This window comes from Micromonospora sp. NPDC005710, assembly GCF_040630995.1.
Classification (GTDB): Bacteria; Actinomycetota; Actinomycetes; order Mycobacteriales; family Micromonosporaceae; genus Micromonospora.
The window spans coordinates 1-3056 of record NZ_JBEXYP010000064.1 but is presented as its reverse complement, the minus strand read 5'-3'; the positions used below and the strand labels follow the sequence as shown (position 1 = coordinate 3056).

General features: G+C 70.3%; 2 protein-coding genes and 1 pseudogene. 1 reads left to right on the top strand and 2 read right to left on the bottom strand.

Going from position 1 to position 3056, the window contains the following annotated elements:
• Nucleotides 1-93: pseudogene (locus ABZ406_RS30880) on the bottom strand (Lrp/AsnC ligand binding domain-containing protein); the annotation flags it as partial.
• Between the two features lie 4 nt (nt 94-97).
• Between ABZ406_RS30880 and ABZ406_RS30875 the strand changes: the two are divergent.
• A complete protein-coding gene (locus tag ABZ406_RS30875; protein ID WP_357769101.1) occupies nt 98-1369 on the top strand; it encodes a hypothetical protein in 1272 nt (423 codons plus the stop codon).
• On the opposite strand, the gene ABZ406_RS30870 is transcribed toward ABZ406_RS30875, so the two are convergent.
• Nucleotides 1308-2858, bottom strand: coding sequence for an NAD(P)/FAD-dependent oxidoreductase (locus tag ABZ406_RS30870; RefSeq protein WP_357769099.1), 1551 nt, complete (start codon nt 2856-2858; stop codon nt 1308-1310). The two genes, ABZ406_RS30875 and ABZ406_RS30870, sit on opposite strands and share 62 nt — an antisense overlap.
• Between the last annotated feature and the right edge of the window lie 198 nt (nt 2859-3056).

Below are 3056 nucleotides of genomic sequence, written 5' to 3'. Positions count from 1 at the left end.
GGACGCCGCCCGCACATGCAGCACATAGTCCTCCGCACCGGCCACCTGGAACACCGACACCACCCCCGGCAACCGCACCGACCGGGCCCGGAACGTGGTGACCCGGGAGGGCGACAACGCCGTCGACTCCGACCTGCCCGCGCACCGCTCCGCCGAGAGCCAACTCGCGCCGATCAAGCGTGCCTACCGCAGGTGGCGGAAAACCAACACGCGTGTCACACCGCTCATCGTGGAGATCGAGTACCGGTTGGTGCGTACGGAGTGGGCCATCTCGGGCTCCCTGCTGAGGCAGGCGCGAATGGCCGACGAGTGGTGGTTGAACCGCCCGATCCCGCGCAAGGTGGCAGTGCTCGAACAGCTCGGCGAGGTACGCCGCCGGAGACTCGTCGCGCTGGCGAGGCGATGCGGCGACTCCGTCGAAGCGGTCGAGCGGGAAGCCCACAACGAGCTGCAGCTCCAGACGGCCCTGGCCATCGTGGCGCGCACCCCCCTCGATCTCCGCCCGGTCGACGAGATCCTGACCCGTGGGCGGCGGGCCTTCCCGTCCAACCCCCGGATGGCGTACCTGCTCGCGGCCCACCAACGGCATCGGCGGCAGTTCACCACGGCCGCGAAGGCCTACGTCGACGCCTACCGTCTCGCGCTCGGCGATCCGCTGTTGCGCATGCGGGCCGCCGTGGGGGCGTGCGAATCACTGTCGCAGGCCTACGCGGTGGGCGAGTGCGCCCGAGACGAGCTGGTGGTGGCGGCGGCGCGAGCCGGACTCCACGAGTCCACGGACTTCTCCGCGTCGATCGTCTGTGCCCTCGCCCGGCTCGAACTGCACGGCACCCTGTCCGAGGGTTACGGCAAGCTCGCCGACACGATCGCGCGGGTGGGGAGCTTCTCCCGACTGGCCACCGACATGCACGCCATCCGGGGCGAGATCTCGACCGCCGTCGGGCCGGAGACCGCGCCGTTGGTCGACAGGTTCCTGCACGACTTCACTGATGTGGGCCTGCTCGTCGCGCTCGGGGCGATGTTCGTGCGCTCCCACACGCTGTCGCCGAGCGAGGGGCTCGAGCGGCTCACGGCAGCGCTCGTCCTGCTGGACGGGGTGCGGATCATGGCCGGCACCGTCTGGAACGTGCCGTCGGTGAACTTCCAGCAGGGCCGCGCACTGCTGGCCGCCTGTCAGCAGTTCCAGACCCCGAACCCGATCGGGTGGGACAAGGACGGCGAGCGATCCGACATCGACCTGGCCCTCGCGAAGTTCCAGTCCGCCGTCGACCTGTCCGTCGACTCGTTCCACGAGATCGTGCTCGGCTTCATGCGTGAGACGGGGGAGCTGCGACAGAAGCTCGGTCGTCCGACCCCTCCGGCGGGGTGATGGCGGCTGCGATGATCCGGCGGGGCACCACTGGCGCGTCCCGGCCGGTGCCCTTTCGGCCGTCGCCGGAGGACTCCTCGTGGTAGTCCTGCTCGACGTTCACCGACCAGACGTCGTGCGTACTCCCGGTGGCGATGTTCTCGGCGGTGAGCATCGCGGTGAGCATCGAGTGGTCCTGGTTGTTGTAGCGGTGCATGCCGTTGCGGCCCACCGGGTGCACGTTCGGCACCGCCTCGGCCAGCCACGCCCGGATCACGTCCACGTTGTGCTGGTAGCGCTCGTCGTACACCGGGTAGGCCTTGGGCATGCGCACGACGTGGCCGGCCTCCACCACGCCGTGTCGCACCAACCCCAACCGCTCCAGCTCCGCGGTGGCGAGGGCCACCAGGCCGGCATCCGGGGTACGCCACATCTCGTCGTCCTCGAACACGAAGTACTCCAGGCCCAGGCAGGTGCGGCCGTCCTTGACGAGGTACGGCGACCAGGAGCCGAAGTTCTGGATCCGGCCCACCCGCACCCCCGGATCGTGCACGTAGATCCAGTTGTCCGGGAACGAGAACTCCGCCGGCACGACCAGGGCGACGGTCAGGAAGTCGCGGTAGCGCAGGTCGGCCGCACAGGCCCGCACCTCCGGCGGTGCCGGCGGGTGGAACGCGGCCACCAGCTCCGAGATCGGCATGGACGAGATCACGTGGTCGGCCGCCTCGGTACGCTGCCCGCCCGCGCCGTTGACAGTCACGCTCGTCGCCTGCCGGCGGGCCGGGTCGCGGTGCACGGCGGTGACCCAGCTGCCGGTGGACAGCCGCCCGCCCCGCTCGCGGACCTGCTCGGCGCAGCGTTCCCACATCATCCCGGGCCCGTACTTCGGGTACTGGAACTCCTCGATCAGGCTCGTCACGTCGGTGCGTCGACGCCGGGGCAGCAGCGCGTTGCGGATCGCCGTGGCCAGCGACAGGTTCTTGATCCGTTGCGCCGCCCAGTCGGCCTGCAACCGGTCCGCCGGCATACCCCAGACCTTCTCGGTGTACGTCTTGAAGAAGATCGAGTACAGCCGCCAGCCGAACCGGGCCGACACCCAGCCCTCGAAGTGTGACTGGTCCCGTGGTGGCCGCAGCCGGGCGCGCGCGTACGAGCCGAGGCAGCGGACGGCCTCCGGCAGACCCAGGTTGCGCAGCGCGTTCACGGCACTGAGCGGGTAGTTGAACAGGGCCCCCCGGTAGAAGATGCGGCTCATCCGGGGCCGGATCAGGAAGTCCTCGTCCGGCAGGATCTCGTGCCAGAACGCCTCCACCCGGGGCACCTTCGTGAAGAACCGGTGCCCGCCGATGTCGAACCGCCACCCGTCGCGCTCCACCGTGCGACTGATCCCGCCGACCACCTCGTCGGCCTCGAACACCTGGACCGACCGGCCGTGCCGGAGCAGCTCGTACGCCGCGGTGAGCCCGGCCGGCCCCGCACCGATGACCACGGTGCCGTTCTGCTCGCTCATGCTGACGCGCTCCCTGTTCACCGCCATGGTTGAGGCGCGGCGTCCACCCGTTACGCGCAGAATGTCACACTTAGGGGTAGCCGGTCCTCGCTTCGGCGGGGCGCGCGGCGGCGAAGCGCTGGAAGACCCGGACCGGGTCGTCCGAACTGAGCACTGTCACGCCGGAGGCCAGCCGGATCCGCGAGGTGCGGGTGGCGA

Excerpts from the sequence above, each read along its gene's own strand:
- ABZ406_RS30870 (WP_357769099.1), bottom strand. The coding sequence starts at position 2,858 with ATGAGCGAGCAGAACGGCACCGTGGTCATCGGTGCGGGGCCGGCCGGG.